This window comes from Halpernia sp. GG3 (assembly GCF_052976925.2).
The window spans coordinates 119,051-132,282 of record NZ_JBRIIR020000014.1 but is presented as its reverse complement, the minus strand read 5'-3'; the positions used below and the strand labels follow the sequence as shown (position 1 = coordinate 132,282).

14 protein-coding genes and 1 tRNA gene are annotated in these 13,232 nt (G+C 33.0%); 12 read left to right on the top strand and 3 right to left on the bottom strand.

The window, feature by feature from the left end; all coding sequences use genetic code 11:
- Positions 1 to 6: 6 nt before the first annotated feature.
- Complete coding sequence (locus tag ACVBED_RS08060) at positions 7 to 735, bottom strand: sterol desaturase family protein (protein ID WP_447121346.1); 729 nt, start codon at positions 733 to 735, stop codon at positions 7 to 9.
- 375 nt (positions 736 to 1,110) lie between these two features.
- On the opposite strand from ACVBED_RS08060, the gene rpmB reads away from it, so the two are divergent.
- The 5 genes from rpmB (at position 1,111) to ACVBED_RS08035 (ending at position 3,302) form a co-directional block, all read left to right on the top strand.
- On the top strand, positions 1,111 to 1,353 hold the full coding sequence (gene rpmB, locus ACVBED_RS08055; RefSeq protein WP_447121345.1) for a 50S ribosomal protein L28: 243 nt from the start codon (positions 1,111 to 1,113) through the stop codon (positions 1,351 to 1,353).
- 6 nt (positions 1,354 to 1,359) lie between these two features.
- Positions 1,360 to 1,542: a 50S ribosomal protein L33 gene (rpmG, locus tag ACVBED_RS08050; protein WP_447121344.1), complete on the top strand. Its 183-nt coding sequence runs from the start codon at positions 1,360 to 1,362 to the stop codon at positions 1,540 to 1,542.
- 19 nt (positions 1,543 to 1,561) lie between these two features.
- The gene (locus tag ACVBED_RS08045) at positions 1,562 to 1,717 is read left to right on the top strand and encodes a DUF4295 family protein (protein ID WP_090079581.1); all 156 of its coding nucleotides are present in this window, start codon (positions 1,562 to 1,564) and stop codon (positions 1,715 to 1,717) included.
- A gap of 263 nt (positions 1,718 to 1,980) precedes the next feature.
- Positions 1,981 to 2,937 carry a signal recognition particle-docking protein FtsY gene (gene ftsY / locus ACVBED_RS08040; protein WP_473094836.1) on the top strand — a complete coding sequence of 319 codons (957 nt, stop codon included), beginning with the start codon at positions 1,981 to 1,983 and terminating at the stop codon, positions 2,935 to 2,937.
- 104 nt (positions 2,938 to 3,041) lie between these two features.
- Positions 3,042 to 3,302, top strand: a complete 261-nt coding sequence (locus tag ACVBED_RS08035; RefSeq protein WP_447121343.1) for a GlsB/YeaQ/YmgE family stress response membrane protein — start codon at positions 3,042 to 3,044, stop codon at positions 3,300 to 3,302.
- 65 nt (positions 3,303 to 3,367) lie between these two features.
- Here the strand turns inward: ACVBED_RS08035 and sppA are convergent, their stop codons facing one another.
- Positions 3,368 to 5,122, bottom strand: a complete 1,755-nt coding sequence (gene sppA, locus ACVBED_RS08030; RefSeq protein WP_473094835.1) for a signal peptide peptidase SppA — start codon at positions 5,120 to 5,122, stop codon at positions 3,368 to 3,370.
- Between the two features lie 23 nt (positions 5,123 to 5,145).
- Between sppA and folK the strand changes: the two genes are divergently transcribed.
- The 5 genes from folK to fmt all read left to right on the top strand — a co-directional run bounded on the left by folK (position 5,146) and on the right by fmt (position 11,140).
- Positions 5,146 to 5,568 carry a 2-amino-4-hydroxy-6-hydroxymethyldihydropteridine diphosphokinase gene (folK, locus tag ACVBED_RS08025; protein ID WP_447121341.1) on the top strand — a complete coding sequence of 141 codons (423 nt, stop codon included), beginning with the start codon at positions 5,146 to 5,148 and terminating at the stop codon, positions 5,566 to 5,568.
- A gap of 11 nt (positions 5,569 to 5,579) precedes the next feature.
- Complete coding sequence (locus ACVBED_RS08020; protein WP_447121340.1) at positions 5,580 to 6,668, top strand: OmpA family protein; 1,089 nt, start codon at positions 5,580 to 5,582, stop codon at positions 6,666 to 6,668.
- Between the two features lie 81 nt (positions 6,669 to 6,749).
- The gene (locus ACVBED_RS08015) at positions 6,750 to 8,198 is read left to right on the top strand and encodes an OmpA family protein (RefSeq protein WP_447121339.1); all 1,449 of its coding nucleotides are present in this window, start codon (positions 6,750 to 6,752) and stop codon (positions 8,196 to 8,198) included.
- A 79-nt stretch (positions 8,199 to 8,277) separates the two neighbouring features.
- Complete coding sequence (locus ACVBED_RS08010; RefSeq protein WP_447121338.1) at positions 8,278 to 10,176, top strand: RecQ family ATP-dependent DNA helicase; 1,899 nt, start codon at positions 8,278 to 8,280, stop codon at positions 10,174 to 10,176.
- 16 nt (positions 10,177 to 10,192) lie between these two features.
- Positions 10,193 to 11,140, top strand: a complete 948-nt coding sequence (gene fmt / locus ACVBED_RS08005; protein WP_447121337.1) for a methionyl-tRNA formyltransferase — start codon at positions 10,193 to 10,195, stop codon at positions 11,138 to 11,140.
- A gap of 57 nt (positions 11,141 to 11,197) precedes the next feature.
- Here the strand turns inward: fmt and recA are convergent, their stop codons facing one another.
- Entirely contained in the window at positions 11,198 to 12,205 is a 1,008-nt protein-coding gene (recA, locus tag ACVBED_RS08000; RefSeq protein WP_473094834.1) for a recombinase RecA, read from the bottom strand.
- 286 nt (positions 12,206 to 12,491) lie between these two features.
- On the opposite strand from recA, the gene ACVBED_RS07995 reads away from it, so the two are divergent.
- Positions 12,492 to 12,563, top strand: a tRNA-Gln gene (locus ACVBED_RS07995).
- A 305-nt stretch (positions 12,564 to 12,868) separates the two neighbouring features.
- On the top strand, positions 12,869 to 13,093 hold the full coding sequence (locus ACVBED_RS07990) for a glycosyltransferase family 2 protein (RefSeq protein ID WP_447121541.1): 225 nt from the start codon (positions 12,869 to 12,871) through the stop codon (positions 13,091 to 13,093).
- The last annotated feature ends 139 nt before the right edge of the window (positions 13,094 to 13,232 follow it).

Genomic DNA, 13,232 nt, shown 5'->3' with positions numbered 1-13,232 from the left:
GAATTGCTATTCCATTTTGCGACTCTCGGTTTTCATTATTTTGTCCCAAAAGGTAAAGTATAAACCATAATTTGTGACGAATTCTTTGTGGTGAAAATGGTGGTGTGTGGCGTCGATCCACAGCTTCCCGAACGCGCTTTTCCGAAAGGATTCTGGATAAACTTCAATATCTAAATGATTAATGACGCTGCTGAATGTCATAAATACAAGATAAAAAAGCAGCACATAAATATTGACAGGTAAAAATATTAGGATGATCGGAACTATCAAGGCTTCCAAAATACTTTCCCAGGGATGGAAGGAAAAAGCCGTCCAAGGTGTAGAGCTAAGACTGTTGTGGTGCACTTTATGGATTATTTTATAAACTTTAGGGAAGTGCATCCCGCGGTGAAGCCAATAATAATAAGTCTCGTGAATGATTAATACTAAAAACATACTAACTGGCAAATACCAGATTCCGAATTTTGTGAGATTAACATAAATAGCTGTAAAACCTTCCAAATAAAGCCAATAGGTAACTGCACCGAAAAATGCAAAAATAGCAGATGAAGTAATGCTCCAGAAAATTTCTTTTTCTATCTGCGCAGTTTTTGGTGGTCTTTTGCTTAATATTTTATCATTGGTTTTACTACTTTTTACTTTATGGTAATAAGCATAAAAGGAACCTGCTGCTGCAAAATATCGCAAAAGTAAAATACCAAAAAATATAAAAATATAAGTGATGAAATCGCCCATTTATAAAGTGTCCAATTGACCTCGAAGTTACAAAAACAATACCAGCATTATTTATAATTAGCTTATTAATACAAGGCTAAAAATATCCACTTGCTCTACTTTAGATTGATTTATTTATTCAAATTTAAGGTAGGAAATTTAATGGAAAGAAAAAACAAATGAACTTCCAGTCCCGATTGAAGCGGCATCCTTTTTTGGTGCGAGCGCAGTGAGCGCCGAAAAAGATACAGCGGAAAACGGGATGAGTCTCCTGAAAAAGCGAAAATCTTGTTGCTCCAAATTCCTAAAAAATTAGTTGGAATAAATTTGTAAGACTGAGAAATTCTTCGTTATTTTGCAAACTCAAATACTTAATCGTAAAAAGAACATCGAGCTATGTCTAGAATATGCCAAATAACAGGTAAGCGTGCAATGGTTGGAAACAATGTTTCTCACGCTAAAAACAGAACGAAACGTCGTTTTGAAATTAATCTATTGGAAAAGAAATTTTTTCTTCCTGAGCAAAACAAGAGCGTAACTCTGAAAGTGACGGCGCACGGATTAAGAATTATCAACAAAATCGGTATCGAGGAAGCTATTGAAAGAGCAACTAGAAGCGGATTTATTAAAAAAGCATAAGAAATAATGGCAAAAAAAGGTAACCGAGTACAGGTAATTTTAGAGTGCACAGAGCACAGAGAAAGTGGCGTAGCAGGAATGTCACGATACATCACCACTAAAAATAAAAAGAACACTACTGAGAGATTAGAGCTAAGAAAATTTAATCCGGTTCTTAAGAAATATACCGTTCACAAAGAAATTAAGTAATTTTATAAAATAACTTACCATGGCAAAAAAAGTAGTAGCAACCCTTCAAGGTGGTGCAGGAACTAAAAAAATGACTAAAGTAATAAAAATGGAAAAATCAGATAAATCTGGTGCTTACGTTTTTAACGAAAAAGTAATGAACGCAGAAGAGGTTGATGAATATTTGAAAAAATAATTATCCCTTCTGACTAAATATAAAACTATCCAAAATTTTTGGGTAGTTTTTTTTTATATTTGTTTTACATTTTTGAACGCAGAGAGTGCACAGGTTATTTTGTGCCACGGGTAAAGAGTACACAGAGATCATTATTGCGAAAATTCTATCTTAATATAATTGGATTTTCAGACAATAAGTCAAAATTATTATTATAGATTAAGAAAATTATTAAATGTTGATTGTAAATTCAATTATCATTTATCACGTATCATTTATATATTATGAGTTGGTTTAAAAGTATTTTTAAAAAAGAAGAGAAAGAAAGTTTAGATAAGGGTTTAGAAAAATCCAGTCAGGGATTTTTTGAAAAAATTTCTCAGGCTGTTGCGGGGAAAAGTACGGTGGATGAAGAGGTTTTGGATGATCTGGAAAATGTTCTGATTGCATCGGACGTGGGAGCAGAAACGACGATAAAAATCATAGCGAAAATAGAGGCGCGCGTTGCAAAAGACAAGTATGTAAACGTGGCGCAGCTGAATGAAATTTTAAAAGAAGAAATTTCAAATTTGCTACTTGATAATCCGCATGCACAAACCGGAAACATTGATGAAAGCAAAAAACCTTACGTGATAATGGTAGTGGGCGTAAACGGCGTGGGAAAAACAACTACGATTGGAAAGTTGGCATATCAATTCAAATCTCAAGGAAAAAATGTAGTACTTGGCGCTGCAGACACTTTTCGAGCCGCAGCCGTAGATCAACTGGTGATTTGGAGCGAAAGAGTTGGCGTGTCTATCGTAAAACAAAATATGGGTTCAGATCCAGCTTCCGTAGCTTTTGATACGGTTCAAAGTGCGGTAGCGCAAAATGCAGATGTTGTGATCATCGATACTGCAGGAAGATTGCATAATAAAGTGAATCTGATGAATGAGCTGACGAAAATAAAACGCGTCATGCAGAAAGTTTTGCCAGAAGCTCCGCACGAAGTTTTATTAGTTCTTGATGGATCGACGGGACAAAATGCTTTTGAGCAAGCCAGACAATTTACAGCAGCGACTGAAGTTACAGCCTTGGCTGTCACTAAATTAGACGGGACGGCGAAGGGAGGCGTAGTGATTGGGATTTCTGACCAATTTAAAATTCCAGTGAAATATATTGGAGTTGGAGAAAAAATGACGGATTTACAATTGTTTAATGGCACAGAATTTGTGAATTCATTTTTCAGAAAAAGGAGTTAAAAGAGTTATTTTATTGCAGTATCTATATCAAAAGTTGCTAAATAAAATTTTTATTACTATTTTTTCTAAAAACAAACATTTTTAACAATTAAAATTTTAAGACTATGGGAATTTTAGCTTGGCTTCTTTTCGGATTGATCGTCGGTGCAATTGCAAAATTTATTATGCCTGGTGCACAAGGCGGTGGATGGATCATTACAATCATTTTAGGGATTGTTGGTGCAATGGTAGGTGGCTGGATAGGCACTCTGCTAGGGATCGGTTCTGATGCAGCAACTTTTACTTTTAGCGGAATTGCAATGGCCGTTTTAGGTGCGATTGTCGTCCTATTTATTTATGGTGCTCTAACTAGAGGAAGAGCTTAAATAAATTGACAAAAATAAAAATCCCGGTTTGAAATTTCAAACCGGGATTTTTTATGCCAAAAGATTTAGAATTTTATGTCAAACATTGTTTTCATCATAATTCCCTCTTTATATTTAGGATTGAAAATTTGTTCAAAAGTTTGGTAGTTTTCTTTTCCAATTTTGTTTTCAATAATTTTAGTGGAAATTTCATCTTCATTCATACCTTTAAATATTTGTTCAAGTTTGTTCATCTTTTTAGGGTAAGATCCTATATCATAAGATTTCACTTTTGCCAAATTAGCAGCATAAACAATAGCATCATTTAAAGTTCCCAATTCGTCTACTAAACCTAGTTGCTTGGCGCGCGTTCCACTCCAAACGCGTCCACCACCAATTGCATCAATTTGTTCGAAAGATTTTTTACGATTTTGCGTTACAAAATATACAAATCTTTTGTAAGTTCCCTCTACATTTCTGGTCATGATACTCACAGTTCCGGGCGTTAAACCATTAATGGGAGAAATCATTAAAGAGTTAGCATTGGTAGAAACCACGTCAGAACGAATGCCGTTTTTGTTGGCTATGTCTTTAAAGTAAGGAATAATACCAAAAACACCAATAGAACCTGTAATTGAATTGGGCTCGCAATAAATTTTATTCGCCGCCATTGCGATATAATAACCGCCTGAAGCAGCATAATCACCAAAAGAAACGATTAAAGGTTTTTTATTTTTTAACTGTTGTAACTCAAATAAAATTTCGTCGGCTGCATTGGCACTACCTCCAGGAGAATTAACTCTTAAAACAACTGCTTTTACATTATCATCATCTTTCAATTTTTTAATCTGTTTTTTAAAGTTTTCAGCGTAAATCCCATCATAACCTTTTCCACCATAAATTTCGCCCGATGCGTAAAGAACCGCAATCTGGTTATCTTTATTTTTGCTGTCTTCTTTATTTGATTCTACGTAATTTTCAAAAGAGATCTTGTTCAATTTATCATCTTTCTTCACATTTAATTTTGCTCTTAAAATGGTATCGTATTGTGATTCCTGAATTAATTGATCAACTAACTTATTTTTCAAACTAAGATCTGGGATCATGGAGTATAGACTGTCAACAGTTGTTTTAAAATTCTCTGGTGAAATATTTCTGGATTTTGCAATTTCAGCAGAAGTTCTTCCCCAAATATCATTTAATAAAGTAGAAAGCTGCTCTTTATTTTCTGGTGAAATTTCATTCTTTATGAAAGGCTCCACCGCTGCTTTAAATTTACCGTGGCGAATAACTTCTACATCAATACCATATTTATCCATAAAATTTTTATAAAAAACCACTTCTGCTGCCATTCCTTTTAATTCTATTCTACCTGCAGGATTTAAATAATATTTATCCGCAACTGAACCTAAATAATAAGATGACTGAGAAACAGAATTACCGTAAGCATAAATAAACTTTCCAGATTTTTTGAAATCTATTAAGGCGTTTCTCACATCTTCCAACTGCGTAATACCTGCATTAATATTATCAGTTTCAATACTTATTCCCTTAATATTAGTGTCGTTTTTTGCTTTTTTTACTGATTGAATAACATTATATAAGGTCACATTATTCTGATCACTATTAAAACTAAATACGCTTTCTTTTCCTTCTGCAGGACTGTCTATTATTTTAGTTTTAAAGTCTAAAGTTAATATAGAGTTACTTTTTATTGACACAGATTTCTCACCACTCATCGCAGAGGCCACAACAAAGAAAAAGAAAAATAGAACAATTGCAGTTACCATAAAGCCAATAGCTACAATATTTGCCAGCACAAGCTTAAAAAAATTCTTCATAATTTTGTATAAATTTGAATAATATGTCGCAACATTTAGTGGTTTTGTTACTTGGCAGTAATCTCGGAGATTCTAAGCATAATATAGATGAAGCAATAGACTATCTGCAAAGGGAAATTGGGCAAGTTACAGAAAAATCAGAATATTTAATCAGTAACGCTGTAGAATTTGAAAGTTGTAATATTTTTTGTAATATTGCAATTAGGGTAGTCACGAATTTTTCACCTTTTATGCTTTTGCAAAAATTGAAGCAAATTGAGAGGAAGTTAGGAAGAAAAGTAGACTCAGCAGCGAGTGGTAAGTATTCTGACAGAATTATTGATATTGACATTGTCTTCTATGATGCTTTAATTTATAAAAGTAAAAAGCTAATTATACCGCATCATAAAAACGTCAATGAAAGAGATTTTTCAAAAAAATTAATCACACAATTAAAAGAAATCTAAAAACACATAATATGAAAGTAAAATTATTTTTAGCAGCAATTTTGCCGATGGCGTTTTTTGCGCAGAAATCAAAAATGGACACTTCAGGTTCTGGTGCTACAACATTTTCTTCGGGATCTACAAAGGTTCAAAAATTTGACAACACCTCACGTTTGTTTAATGATTGGGCGGTTTCAGTAGGCGGTGGTGGAGCATTTATGCACTTTGCAGATCTCACTTCTTTTTATGGAAATAAAGTTGATTGGGGTTATAATGCCTATATCAGTTTAGATAAACAGATTTCACACACGTTCGGTTTAAGCGTTCTCTATCAAAATGGAAAGACAAACCAAAGAGGACAACTTTCTGGTGCAGCTGGTATAGCCGCAGGTGTAGCAAATGCATCTACTAAATACAACCAATTATCTTTGATTGGTGATTTAAATTTATCCAATTTAATGCGCCGTGTTGATAACCACTCCAACTATAGATTAGCGCTGCACGCTTATGCTGGTGCAGGATTTATGGGTTATAAAACGCAACTTTTAGATAATGACACTTCCAGATATAGTACGGTTCCAAAAAGAGCACCCATCAGCATTAATCAACCTTTAGGTATACAGTCATTCTTTTCTGAAGTTGGTACCGGTTTAAAATATAAAGTGTCTAAACTTATTGACATTGAAGCAAGAGTAATGTATATTTTCTCTGGTGATGATCAGTTTGATGGTGGAGGTTTCACTGAAACTAGTATACCAGCTTACAATGCAATTAATAGTTCTTCCGCTGATGATATGTTTACTGCTACATTGGGATTAACGTTTAAATTAGGTAAGCATATATCACATCTTACTTGGTACGATCCTTTGCAGAATGCTTATGATAGAGTAAATACTCTAGAAAATAAAACTACAGATATTGTAGTCTGTAAAAGTGGTGATAAAGATAATGATGGTGTTTGCGATGATTGGGATAGAGAACTCAACACCCCTGCTGGAGCGAGAGTAGACGGTTCTGGCAAAGCTTTAGATATGGACCTTGATGGTGTAATAGATTTATATGATAAATGTGTTACCGTTCCTGGACCAAAAGAAAATAATGGTTGTCCTCTAAAAAAATAATGGAATGCTTTTTGTTAAGATTATGAAAAATAACATAATTTTGCATAAATCAAGAATAAATTCAACTAAAATAAATAAATTATGAAACTAAATTTAGCTGGCATCGCTCTAGCTTTGGTTTTACCAACAGTGGCATTTGCTCAAGATTCTTTAGCTGTTTCTTCTGGAAAATACCCGAATACATTTTCCTCAGGTTCATCTAATGTGTCTCCATTTACAGCACAGTCCAAAAGATTTAACGATTGGGCAATTTCATTTGGTGGTGGCGTGCCATTATTGCAATCTGCTGACTTAACTTCGATTAAAAATGGTAACGGTAGAAACCTTTATGGTTATTCAGCTTACATAAGTATTGATAAAGCTATTACACATGCTTTTGGATTAAATCTTCAATATGATAAAGGCGAAACAAGACAAGGTTGGTTTAATACTAAAGATGCTGCACCTACAACAGGTAATCCTTTCTATCAAGTTGCGGGACGAACTCAGTATGATGCAATATCACTTTTAGGTGATTTAAACTTTTCTAACCTTTTGAGAAGAGTTGACAATAAATCAAACTATAGATGGGCGCTCCATGGTTATGCTGGTATTGGTACCCTTGCTTACAGAGCTTACCAAAAGACCCCAGCTGGACAAGTTTTAGAAACAGAAATTAAACCCTTCCGAATTAGTTCACTTTTCTCCCAAGCTGGTGCTGGATTGAAATTTAAAGTTAATAGAAGAATAGATATTGAGGGAAGAGTAATGTATGTTTATACAGGTGATGATTCTTTTGATGGTGGTGGTGCACCGAATAGTGCTATAAACCAGAGAAGTGAAAATACCTCAGATAATTTCATTAACGCAACCCTTGGATTATCTCTAAAATTAGGAAAACACGAATCTCACTTAATGTGGCATGATCCATTGCAGGAAATTTATTACAAATTAGACGTTTTGGCCAATAAAAACCAAGATATAGAAGTTTGTAAAAAAGGAGATAAAGATAATGATGGAGTATGTGATGATTGGGACAGACAATTAGATACCCCAGCCGGTGCAAGAGTTGACGGTGCAGGTGTAGCTTTAGATACCGATCTAGATGGTGTCATTGACTTATATGACAAATGTGTTGTTGTTCCTGGTCCAGTAGAAAATCAAGGATGTCCTTTAGCCGGAACTGGTGTTGTTACTGATCCGCAAAGAGCATTAGAAGGTATCGAATTCGATTTGAATTCTGACAGAATTTTACCAACTAACACGCCTATTCTAAATAACGCAGCAAACTATATTAATTCTAATAATACATCTTACAAAGTAATTGGTGGTACAGATACAAGAGGGTCTGATGCTTACAATCAAAAACTTTCCGAAAGAAGAGCAGATAATGTAAAATCTTATTTGATCAAAAACGGAGCCGAAGCTTCGAAATTAGAAGCAATTGGTAAAGGTGAAAAAGACCTTAAATATTCAGAATGCGATCCTGCAACAAAATGTCCTGAATGGAAAAACAGAGCAAATAGAAGAGTATACTTCGAAGCAAAATAATTTATAAAAATTATTCATAAATAAAAAGCCACGTCTTGCGTGGCTTTTTTCATTTCTAAATTTTCTTTACTTTTACCTTATGATTTCTGAAGATAATTTTGAACAATTAAAAACAAAAACCCTTAAACATTTTTGGGGATTTTCTGCTTTTAGAGAGAATCAAGAGGAAATCATTAATTCTGTTGTTTCTGGTAAAGATAATTTGGTATTATTACCAACTGGCGGTGGTAAATCTTTATGTTACCAACTTCCCGCTTTACTTTTAGAAGGAACCTGCTTGGTAATATCGCCTCTCCTTTCACTGATGAAAGACCAGGTACTTCAATTAAAAAACAAAGGCATCGAAGCTGAATTCATCTCCTCTGAATTAGATGATATTGAAACCGAAATTATTTATAATAACTGTAAAGACGACCTCACAAAACTTTTGTATGTTTCACCAGAACGGCTGATGGATCCTATTTTTTTGAATAATTTAGACAATATAAAACTCTCTTTTATCGCTGTAGACGAAGCACATTGTATCTCAGAATGGGGACAAGATTTTAGACCAAGTTATCAAAATATTGCAAAATTTAGAAGAAACTATTCGTCTTTACCCTGTGTCGCGCTTACTGCAACGGCTACTCCGAAGGTTTTAATTGAAATTGGAAAAAAATTAGAATTAAACAATGTTCAGATCTTTCAAAAAAGTTTTAGAAGAGATAATATTAAAATTTTTATTGATGAAATTTCTAACAAGTATGAACGTATTTTAAATCTACTGAACTTTGCCAATTCATCGGGGATCATTTATGCCAGAACACGTCAGGAAACCGAAGATCTCTGCGAATTTCTTAAAAAACAAAATAAAAGCGTCGACTTTTACCACGCCGGCTTATCTGCAATGGATAAAAATCGGATTCAAGAATTTTGGTTAAAAAGTGCTAATCACGTCATAATTGCGACGACCGCTTTCGGAATGGGTATTGATAAAGAGAATGTGCGTTTCGTAATCCATCTTTCCCCTCCTGCTTCCTTAGAAAATTATTATCAGGAAATTGGCAGGGCAGGCAGAGATGGCGAAATAAGTTATGCTTTTTTACTTTGGAATAAATCAGAAATAAGTAAAATAAATGAGATCCTATACAACGCCATTCCAAATAAAAAAGAATTTCTAAAAATCATTTCCTTTCTCTACTCCACTTTTCAAGTTGCAGAACACGATTTACCAGAACAAACGTTTGAGTTAAAACTTCAAAATATTCAAAATTTTACTAAATTATCAATTGCAAAAATTAAAAATATTTTAAATTTTCTCCATACCCAAGAAATTATATTTTATCAAAATAAAAAATCAAATTCTACGATTGAATTAAATATTTCTGCCGCTGAAATAGATTTACTTCCTGAAAAAGACGCTTACTTTATAGAGCTTTTGCTTCGAAATATTTCGGGTTTCTCTTCCTATAAAGTGTCTTTTAACGAAGATTATCTAAGTAAAAAATTAGAGATCAGTAAACATTTAATTAAAGAGCGTTTAAAAGATTTAGTAAAGAAAAAATATTTAAATTATATTGATGGTGATTCTGCTTCCGTGAGATTTTTAAAACATAGGAATCAGCGTTTGATTGAAAATTCTTATTGGCAATTATTTGAACATATTCAAAAAAATAAGTTGCAGAAATGGGAAGAAATGAAGTTCTTTATGGAAGACAAGGACTATTGCAAAATGAAATTAATTTTGTCTTATTTTGGCGAAAAAAACGTTCAAGATTGTGGAATCTGTAATGTTTGTGAACATGATAAGAAATTTATCAATCCAAAAACGGTATCAGATTCAGTGTTAGATTTACTCTCGATAAATAAATTTTCGCTGGAACAAATTTGTATACAGCTACCTCAGTTTAACAAAGAAAAAATATTAGAAAATGTAATATTACTTTTAGATTTGGATAAAATTAAAATGGCAGATTTTAAAACCTATACTTTAAATTAAGTTTGAAAAGAATATAATGAAGAAATTAAAAGTGGTGTTTTTCGGTACACCTGATTTTGCAAAAGCCTCATTGGAAGCAATTTTTAAATCTAATCACGAAATAGTTGGCGTAGTAACAGTAGCAGACAAACAGTCTGGAAGAGGACAGAAAATCAATATTTCGCCCGTTAAAAAGTTTGCAGTAGAAAATAATCTGATATTATTTCAGCCCGTAAAATTACGAGATGAAAATTTCCTGAATGAGATAAAAAAACTAGAAGCTGATATTTTTGTTGTTGTTGCTTTTAGGATGATGCCAAAAGTTTTATTTGAAATGCCCAATTTAGGGACTTTTAATCTTCATGGCTCCCTTCTACCAGATTATCGGGGTGCGGCGCCCATTAATTTTGCCCTTATAAATGGCGAAACAAAAACGGGAGCGACTACATTCTTTATTAATGAAAAAATAGATGAAGGAAATATTTTATTACAAAATGACTTAGATATTTCGCCTACCGAAAATGCCGGTGAACTTCATGATCGTTTAATGGATTTAGGTGCAAAACTGGTCGTAAAAACATTAAATGGATTAGCCGAAAATACAATAAAAGAAAAACCTCAACCAAAAGTTGAACATCCAAAAAATGCCTTTAAAATCTCCAAAGAAGACATGAGAATTAATTGGAATCAGCCGTCGGAAAAAGTTTATAATTTCATTCGTGGACTTTCACCCTATCCTGCAGCATTTACTTCTATTAAAATAAATGAGGAAGAAAAAACTTTAAAAATTTTCGCGGGAACTTTCCAGGAAGTTGAAGATAAATCTTCACCAGGAACATTAGAAATTTTTAAAAAGGAATTTAATATTTTTACCGGAAGTGGAATTTATAAACCTACTGAAGTTCAATTAGAAGGAAAAAAAAGAATGTCTGTTACGGATTTTTTGAATGGCTTCAGAGATTTTGAAAGTATTGAAATTGTTTAAAAATTAGTGTAAAAAAAGCCGACTTTAATATAAGTCGGCTTTTTTATTTTATGAAAATTATTTTTTATTTTCTTTAATCTTATCTTTAATCTTACCTTCAAGTTCATCTGCCAATTCCGGATTATCTTTGATAACATCCTTTACCGCATCTCTTCCTTGCCCTAATTTCGTGCCTTCATAACTAAACCAAGAACCGCTTTTTTTGATTATTTCTAAATCTACACCTTGGTCTAAAATCTCACCAACTTTAGAAATTCCTTCGCCGTACATAATATCAAATTCAGCAATCTTAAATGGTGGCGCTACTTTATTTTTTACAATTTTCACTTTTACACGGCTACCAACTGCCTCATCACCATTTTTAATTGGCGCACTCGCTTTTCTAATATCAATTCTTACTGAAGCATAGAATTTTAAAGCGTTTCCGCCCGTTGTTGTTTCAGGATTTCCGAACATTACCCCAATTTTTTCTCTTAATTGGTTAATGAAAATCACGGTACATTTTGTTTTGCTAATTGTTCCTGTTAATTTTCTTAAGGCCTGAGACATTAATCTTGCGTGAAGACCCATCTTAGAGTCGCCCATTTCGCCTTCAATCTCAGCTTTTGGAGTCAATGCTGCGACGGAATCAATCACTACGATATCGACTGCACCAGAACGGATAAGATTATCCGCAATTTCTAAAGCCTGCTCGCCATTATCCGGTTGAGAAATAATTAATTCGTCTAATTTTATTCCTAATTTTTTAGCATAACTTCTGTCAAAGGCATGTTCAGCATCAATAAAAGCTGCAGTACCACCTTGTTTTTGAGATTCTGCTATCGCGTGTAAAGTGAGAGTCGTTTTACCAGAAGATTCTGGTCCGTAAATTTCAATTACCCGGCCTCTTGGATAGCCACCAACACCTAAGGCTAAATCGATACCTAAAGATCCCGACGGAATTACTTCGATAGCTTCTATCACCGCACCATCATCTAAAGTCATGACAGTCCCTTTACCGTAGGTTTTATCTAGTTTTTCAAGCACTAAACTGAGCGCTTTTTTTTTATCTTCTGCTGTAGCCATTTATAATATTTAGAATGTAAAAATACAGAAATAAAATCTTATTTTGACTATATTTCAAAATGTAGTTTGCTACAAATTATAGCAACAATTTAAAATTTATTAAAAATTTTAAATAGAAATCTGACTTTAAAAATTTAAAAAGCGAATCAAATGATCTTAATAATTTCTATTCTAAACCTGGTTTTAGGGCTATAAATGAAGATAATTAAAATTAATTTGAAAAAAATTAAATAAAAATTGGTTGGTAGAAAAATTATTTTTAGATTTGCACCACAAAAATAAAGACAGACCCATGGTGTAATTGGTAACACACCGGTTTTTGGTACCGACATTCGGGGTTCGAGTCCCTGTGGGTCTACATTTTGATAGATAACGCGTTGATTTTCAGCGCGTTTTTTGTTTTTACAACCCTGTATTGTAACGAAAAGTCAAAATAGTTATTTTTATAATAATCAAATTGGTTTATTGCTTTAGCAACTAAATTCGTATTATCTTTTTCATTCAAATTTTTTAATCTATAAAATAAAAATTATTTTTAATTTTTTAAAAATATTGACAAATTGTTTGATAGAATTTTGAAATTATTTTTAAACTTTACCTTATTACAATTTGATGAATTATTTAGCAGAAATTTCACACGAACTTGTATTTTAAAATTTTAAAATAACAGCAAATACCAAAATCTGTGTCGTAATTCCTGTAAAAGACGAGGAAAATTATATTGAAAAGACGCTTAGAGCATTTTTCAGGCAGATAGACCACTATGGAGATCCACTTGACCACAATTGTTTTGAAGTTTTAATTTTAGCCAATAATTGTTCAGACCAATCTGTTGTTTTGATAGAAAATTTTTGTAAAACAACATTCCACTTTAAATATCTATCTTGAAGAAGTAATATTAGAATTAGATAAGTCAAATATCGGATATGTTAGAAAACTTTTAAATGCTGCCTACAAAAGGCTGATAAAATACGGTGGCGGAATCATTATGACCACTGATGGCGATAGCGAGTTGCTACAGACTGGA

Coding starts and splice junctions, on each gene's coding strand:
- ACVBED_RS08060 (WP_447121346.1), bottom strand. CDS start 735: ATGGGCGATTTCATCACTTATATTTTTATATTTTTTGGTATTTTACTT.
- rpmB (WP_447121345.1), top strand. CDS start 1,111: ATGTCTAGAATATGCCAAATAACAGGTAAGCGTGCAATGGTTGGAAAC.
- rpmG (WP_447121344.1), top strand. CDS start 1,360: ATGGCAAAAAAAGGTAACCGAGTACAGGTAATTTTAGAGTGCACAGAG.
- ACVBED_RS08045 (WP_090079581.1), top strand. CDS start 1,562: ATGGCAAAAAAAGTAGTAGCAACCCTTCAAGGTGGTGCAGGAACTAAA.
- ftsY (WP_473094836.1), top strand. CDS start 1,981: ATGAGTTGGTTTAAAAGTATTTTTAAAAAAGAAGAGAAAGAAAGTTTA.
- ACVBED_RS08035 (WP_447121343.1), top strand. CDS start 3,042: ATGGGAATTTTAGCTTGGCTTCTTTTCGGATTGATCGTCGGTGCAATT.
- sppA (WP_473094835.1), bottom strand. CDS start 5,122: ATGAAGAATTTTTTTAAGCTTGTGCTGGCAAATATTGTAGCTATTGGC.
- folK (WP_447121341.1), top strand. CDS start 5,146: ATGTCGCAACATTTAGTGGTTTTGTTACTTGGCAGTAATCTCGGAGAT.
- ACVBED_RS08020 (WP_447121340.1), top strand. CDS start 5,580: ATGAAAGTAAAATTATTTTTAGCAGCAATTTTGCCGATGGCGTTTTTT.
- ACVBED_RS08015 (WP_447121339.1), top strand. CDS start 6,750: ATGAAACTAAATTTAGCTGGCATCGCTCTAGCTTTGGTTTTACCAACA.
- ACVBED_RS08010 (WP_447121338.1), top strand. CDS start 8,278: ATGATTTCTGAAGATAATTTTGAACAATTAAAAACAAAAACCCTTAAA.
- fmt (WP_447121337.1), top strand. CDS start 10,193: ATGAAGAAATTAAAAGTGGTGTTTTTCGGTACACCTGATTTTGCAAAA.
- recA (WP_473094834.1), bottom strand. CDS start 12,205: ATGGCTACAGCAGAAGATAAAAAAAAAGCGCTCAGTTTAGTGCTTGAA.